Raw genomic sequence first — 5,115 nt, forward strand, 5'->3', positions numbered from 1 at the left:
TAATTCGTTGCCGAACATATCTTTGCCGGTAATATATTCGCGATTACAAGTTATCAGTTTTTTTCCAATTTTCTAGGGTTTTAGAAATAAATTATTTAGTTATAAAAAAGCCTTGATAGAGATTAGACACTCGATCAAGGTTAATAATTTGTTAATTGGTTAGGTCTTACATTAATTATTATTCTTTATTTCTTCAAACCAGCTCCTAGCTATCGAATTTGCAGTCTGATTAGGGTTATTGGTATGTACAAGATCATATTGATAGTTTGCTATTAATTTATTCCCTTGCACATCATAAATTAACTTAATTTCTGTTGGCATTTCACGGTTATATTTATTACATAATTTAATCATTTCTTTAATATTATCATTTATTATTTTCACAACCGCTTTTTGTCGATCTACAGACGTAACATAGGAGAAGTTTTCAATATTCTCAACATCATTTATTGCATCATTGAGTTTGTGTCTCTCAACAATCTTTCCATTGATATTGTAAAAAAAGTCACTTGAAATAAGCCCCTCTTCATATGAACAATATATATATATTTTATTCGCTCTTTCAAAAACATATTCTAAACATATTGAAACCATATTAATAGCAAAGTTTTAATCATCATTAAACATTTGCTCGTCAACCTCTTCTAGATACCTTTCTGTATCTAATTGAGCTTCTATAAGATTATCTAAAAACTCAATACTAACCTCTCTATTATCTTCATATATATGGACTTTAGCACCAACAGCTATTAATGAATTTAATATTTCTTTCATTTCTAACAATTCATCAATATTTAATAGATTATACGATAGGACAAAATCATTATTATTAATTAACTCTTTTAATTCAGATATACTCTTATCAATTTTTTTTCTTAAAATAGAGATGTACCTGAGCGAATTAACATCTTTTTCTATTCTCATATTCATTTTTGTCATTAAAGTATCTCCTTCCAAAGATTAAAAATCATCATCCAGTTACACCGAATGAGCATTTTAACGGTTGGCACGGAGGTAATTGGAAAAATGGTAAACCAGGCAAACCAATTAATCCGTTGTTTTTGTTGAGTAGGATGTGGGTTTAAATCTAATCCTTTTGTTCTATCCGCTATAAGTTGCTCTGCATTTTTAAATCCACCAATTTCCTTACTAATGTCATCCATACCCTTAGGAATATCTAAAAATATACTTTATAAAAGGATGGCAGTTTATTCAACCACCACCCAAATGATTAACTAGCTATTGTTTCAGGCTGATCTGGCATGATATATGCCGTCTTATTTTTCATCATACCATAGATTATTCTGACTAATCTCCTCATAATGCAAAGAAGGGATTGTGACTTGGACTTCCCTTCACTTAACTTCCGATTATAATAATCGTAAAAGACAGGGTTACGAGGTATTTTACTGCCTCTACACACTTGGGCTTGTTGAACAGATAGGTTGTAAAAGATGTCATATAGCTTTCGATTTCCTTGCTTTGTTTTCTTCATCGTTTCCTTACCGCCCGAACCCATCTTAATAGGGGCTATGCCAGAATACCTTGCTAGTTTATCAGAATTGGTAAAACGATAAATATCTCCGATTTCTGCAATTAAAGCGGAGGCAGTCACCGTATCAATCCCTGGCATAGTTTCAAGCTGCATACCTAACGTCTGAATGGTAACCTTTAACTCTTTATCCACCTTCTTGATTTCTTGCTTTTTAAAACGAATATCTCGCACTATACTTTGAATGATAAAGTCTCTAGATGTCTGATATTCTCGTTTTACTTCTCCGTCAGCTTGAACAAATGATAGTATCTGCTCTGCCTTTCTAGTGGAACAAGCATTGTTACTCACTTCTAATAGGAACTTCCGTAAGTCCTCTACTGTTTCCCCCTCCAAATGAGATGGTGAAGGGTAGCTTTCCCAAAAAGCTAAAGCTGTTTTTCCATCTACTTCTGAAAAGAAATCCTTGTAGCTTGGATAATGATAGTTTAATTGCATATGCAGTTGGTTTTTCAAAGCTGTTTGTGCTTTTACTATTGCGTTTCTTCTTCCTACAAGTTGAGCAATTATCCAATGAATATCGGATGGTGTAACGTCAGGTAAATATGGTAATTTCCGAATTAAAACATCTGCGACACATTGAGCGTCCCAACTATCATTCTTTACTGTCATCGCATAGCTATTCCGTTCTGCATTGGATAGTGAGGAATTAACGAATTTGACGATATAGCCCTGTTCAATCAGATACAACGCTAAATCTCGTCCGTAACCGCCCACATCTTCTAATCCAAATACAGGGGTCAAGCCTTCTGTAAGATACTTATTCACATATTCTAGTAAGCTAGGAAAGGCGGTTGGTTTGTTTTGAATGGTCTTTTCTCCTAACTTCTCAAACCAACAATCCACTATCACCGCTGTATGTTGGAACTTGTGTAAATCTAATCCAATATAAATATGCTTATCTCTTTTCATCAGAAAACTTCACCCCAATATTAGAATGGAACGATTAAAGTAAGACAGAGAATGTCGGCAACCTTAGGACGAGCGTTAGTCTCTAGGGACTCGCAAGGGTACGAAAGCCTATCCATTCTCTATCTGTTAACCGTTATAAAATGGCTTGATGTTTGCCATCTGCTGTTATTTCACCATAGCGATATAAACCACTATAAAACTCTTTTCTATCCAAAATTCGCTTGACCTGAACTTTGGTAAACAACTTTCCTTGTTTTGTTTGATGTCCTTCACTATTCAACTGTTCTGCTAGTTGAGTTAAAGACCATGAAGGATACTGTTCTTTTAAATCAAATAATCTTTGTACGGTTATTGCTTGTCTACCATCTATGACAAGGCTTTTCTTACCTTTCTCCACTTTGTAGCCTAATGCGACATTTCCACCTGCATAGCCACCCTGTTGGGCTTTCTTGTTTCGCCCTCTCCCTAGCTTTAACGAGATTTCTAATCGTTGATATTGGTCTAATAACTCCATTAAACCATTGATTAAAAAGTCGCTAGGGTCTTTCTTATGGATACTGTATTGCGGTTGTTCAATACTCCGAATGTCCACTCCATACTTTTTCAATTCTCGATGAACTAACACTTTCACAATGTCTGACCGCCATAATCGGCTTGTATTCAGTGTGACAACATAATCCACATCTTAGTGGGAGAGATACCCCAACATCTCCTGAAAGCCTATTCTATCCACTTCTAATGCTTCTTCATCTACTTTCGCCCCACTGATACCCTCGTCCTTAAACAAGCGTAAGAGCGTGTAGCCTTGAGCCTGACAGTATGCCTTAATTTCATCTTCTTGATATGCAAGGCTATATCCATCCCTTGCTTGACCTTGTGTGGATACTCGAATATATCCGATAACATTCATGATATTTCCCCCTCCGTTACGCTAATTGAGATTAACGTAACGCTTAGCCACTATATAATATAAAACCATTGTATGCGGCTTTAGCGATACAATCAACCCCTTTACCGATACAAATTTATTGTGTATCGTAAAGGTAGCATAAGAAAGAGGAAGGGAATTACCATGCCAATATCAATCAAATTAAAGGAAATTCTTAAAGAACGTGACCTTTCACAACGTGAATTGGCACGAATGACAGGGCTACGTCCTAATACAATCAGCCATCTGTGTTCAGACAACGTGGACAGAGTTTATCTATCAACATTAGAAATGGTATGCAAATTGTTAGACATCGACATTCAGGAGTTAATCGAGGTGGAGTAGCCTCTCGCCATAGTAATCGTTCTTTTGTACGTAAAAGTTGCGAAAAATTTAAAAGGCAAGGAGAAAGCGAAGGTATTATTTTGAAGAATAATAATGATGGTAACTAATGAAATTATGGTTATTTGCTTAACAAAATAAAGAATAAATAGGGCATACGTTTAAAAGGTGTTGTACGTACTATATAATTCGTAAAAACATAATATTGGGCATACAGGGGTTACTCATATTCTCCGCATAAAAAGTGCACTATTCGTCACTGGGTAGCCCCACCACAAAAAAGAAACCTTGAAAGGCACTTTGCCAATCAAGGTTTGAAATTCTTATAATTTAAGGCACATACACAATAACTTCACCATTAGGGTATGTCCCCTTCCATCCACAAGGCCAACCTCCTGCCTTATAAACTTCAAAGATTTTTTCATAAAAATTATCTGTTTTCCCATTAACTAATCGATTTAATGCACACATTGTGAGGTCTCCCTCAACTTCCTCATTAATATCAATATAATCAAAAGGAATAAAGTCATTCGAGTAATTGTCATGGTCACTAAAATAATCATATAAATCATCTTGCTGAGTTACTAAATCCAAATCATATACCTTTTCAACAATACTTTCTGCTTCCTGTGATTTAACATATTCCCATACAGTATCAACTTCACTTGAGTCCTGAGACCAGGCAAGGTTTTGGGCTTCATTGAAATCATTTATTACCTCTAAGTTATTTACATGAAAGTTATTCTTATTAAACATCTTATTATTACGAATAAAATCCATTACTTCTTCTACTAATTGAGTGTTTTCACCAAATTTCATTTAGATAACCACCTTTCCCATAACTCTTGTGTTGCTCCACCGCCTCTGTTCCAAACAGGCAGGTTTTTATTTTTACCACTTTTGTAAAATTCCTCGATATTATTTATTTTAGTCTTATATAACGGTAATCCATTTTCCACTCCCTTTTTTAGCTGTTGTTGTAGTTCATATACTTGTTTTTCTAACACTGCTATATCTTGATTAACATCCATTTTATCAAGCTGTTTTCTTACAACATTGTTATAAACGCTATGAAAGCCTCTATGTCTAGATAGACTACTAACATCGTCAGAAGGTATAGGTAAAAATATACCGTTTGTAGAGTCATTCATTTCCATTCCAATCTTTTTAATAACTGGATGTTTATTTAATTGAGAAGGAATTATATGTTGTGCTTGATATCCTTTCCAACTTGTAGAGCGAGGTAACCCCATTGACTCTAGTAAGTTTTTGCCTAATTTAGTTGGGTCTCCTGAGGTAGGGTTTCCAGGAGTACCTGGAATAAGTCTATTAGCATTATCTATACCCTTAGTACCATTCCCAACTCTACTTACATCCTCAA

General features: G+C 34.9%; 7 protein-coding genes and 1 pseudogene. 1 reads left to right on the forward strand and 7 read right to left on the reverse strand.

Going from position 1 to position 5,115, the window contains the following annotated elements:
* Positions 1–171 precede the first annotated feature (171 nt).
* The 5 genes and pseudogenes from GH715_RS21995 to GH715_RS20915 form a co-directional block, all read right to left on the reverse strand.
* Entirely contained in the window at positions 172–594 is a 423-nt protein-coding gene (locus tag GH715_RS21995; RefSeq protein WP_153837181.1) for a DUF600 domain-containing protein, read from the reverse strand.
* 15 nt (positions 595–609) lie between these two features.
* Positions 610–939 carry a hypothetical protein gene (locus GH715_RS20900; protein ID WP_153837182.1) on the reverse strand — a complete coding sequence of 110 codons (330 nt, stop codon included), beginning with the start codon at positions 937–939 and terminating at the stop codon, positions 610–612.
* The gene (locus GH715_RS20905; RefSeq protein WP_153837183.1) at positions 939–1,163 is read right to left on the reverse strand and encodes a hypothetical protein; all 225 of its coding nucleotides are present in this window, start codon (positions 1,161–1,163) and stop codon (positions 939–941) included. Before GH715_RS20905 ends, GH715_RS20900 begins: the two co-directional genes overlap by 1 nt.
* 68 nt (positions 1,164–1,231) lie before the next feature.
* Positions 1,232–2,464 (reverse strand): IS110 family RNA-guided transposase, encoded by a 1,233-nt coding sequence (locus GH715_RS20910; RefSeq protein WP_153837184.1) that lies wholly within the window; start codon positions 2,462–2,464, stop codon positions 1,232–1,234.
* Between the two features lie 133 nt (positions 2,465–2,597).
* A pseudogene (locus tag GH715_RS20915) lies at positions 2,598–3,374 on the reverse strand (recombinase family protein).
* 162 nt (positions 3,375–3,536) lie between these two features.
* Here GH715_RS20915 and GH715_RS20920 point away from each other — a divergent pair.
* Complete coding sequence (locus GH715_RS20920; RefSeq protein WP_153837185.1) at positions 3,537–3,737, forward strand: helix-turn-helix domain-containing protein; 201 nt, start codon at positions 3,537–3,539, stop codon at positions 3,735–3,737.
* A 327-nt stretch (positions 3,738–4,064) separates the two neighbouring features.
* Here the strand turns inward: GH715_RS20920 and GH715_RS21430 are convergent, their stop codons facing one another.
* Complete coding sequence (locus GH715_RS21430; protein ID WP_194928306.1) at positions 4,065–4,553, reverse strand: cytoplasmic protein; 489 nt, start codon at positions 4,551–4,553, stop codon at positions 4,065–4,067.
* Positions 4,550–5,115, reverse strand: a 566-nt coding sequence (locus GH715_RS20930; RefSeq protein ID WP_420842031.1) for an AHH domain-containing protein, incomplete at its 5' end; no start/stop codon positions are given. The genes GH715_RS20930 and GH715_RS21430, both read right to left, overlap by 4 nt.

The organism is Gracilibacillus thailandensis (assembly GCF_010994055.1).
Lineage (GTDB): Bacteria > Bacillota > Bacilli > Bacillales > Amphibacillaceae > Gracilibacillus > Gracilibacillus lacisalsi.

Coding starts and splice junctions, on each gene's coding strand:
- GH715_RS21995 (WP_153837181.1), bottom strand. CDS start 594: ATGGTTTCAATATGTTTAGAATATGTTTTTGAAAGAGCGAATAAAATA.
- GH715_RS21430 (WP_194928306.1), bottom strand. CDS start 4,553: ATGAAATTTGGTGAAAACACTCAATTAGTAGAAGAAGTAATGGATTTT.
- GH715_RS20905 (WP_153837183.1), bottom strand. CDS start 1,163: ATGGATGACATTAGTAAGGAAATTGGTGGATTTAAAAATGCAGAGCAA.
- GH715_RS20900 (WP_153837182.1), bottom strand. CDS start 939: ATGACAAAAATGAATATGAGAATAGAAAAAGATGTTAATTCGCTCAGG.
- GH715_RS20910 (WP_153837184.1), bottom strand. CDS start 2,464: ATGAAAAGAGATAAGCATATTTATATTGGATTAGATTTACACAAGTTC.
- GH715_RS20920 (WP_153837185.1), top strand. CDS start 3,537: ATGCCAATATCAATCAAATTAAAGGAAATTCTTAAAGAACGTGACCTT.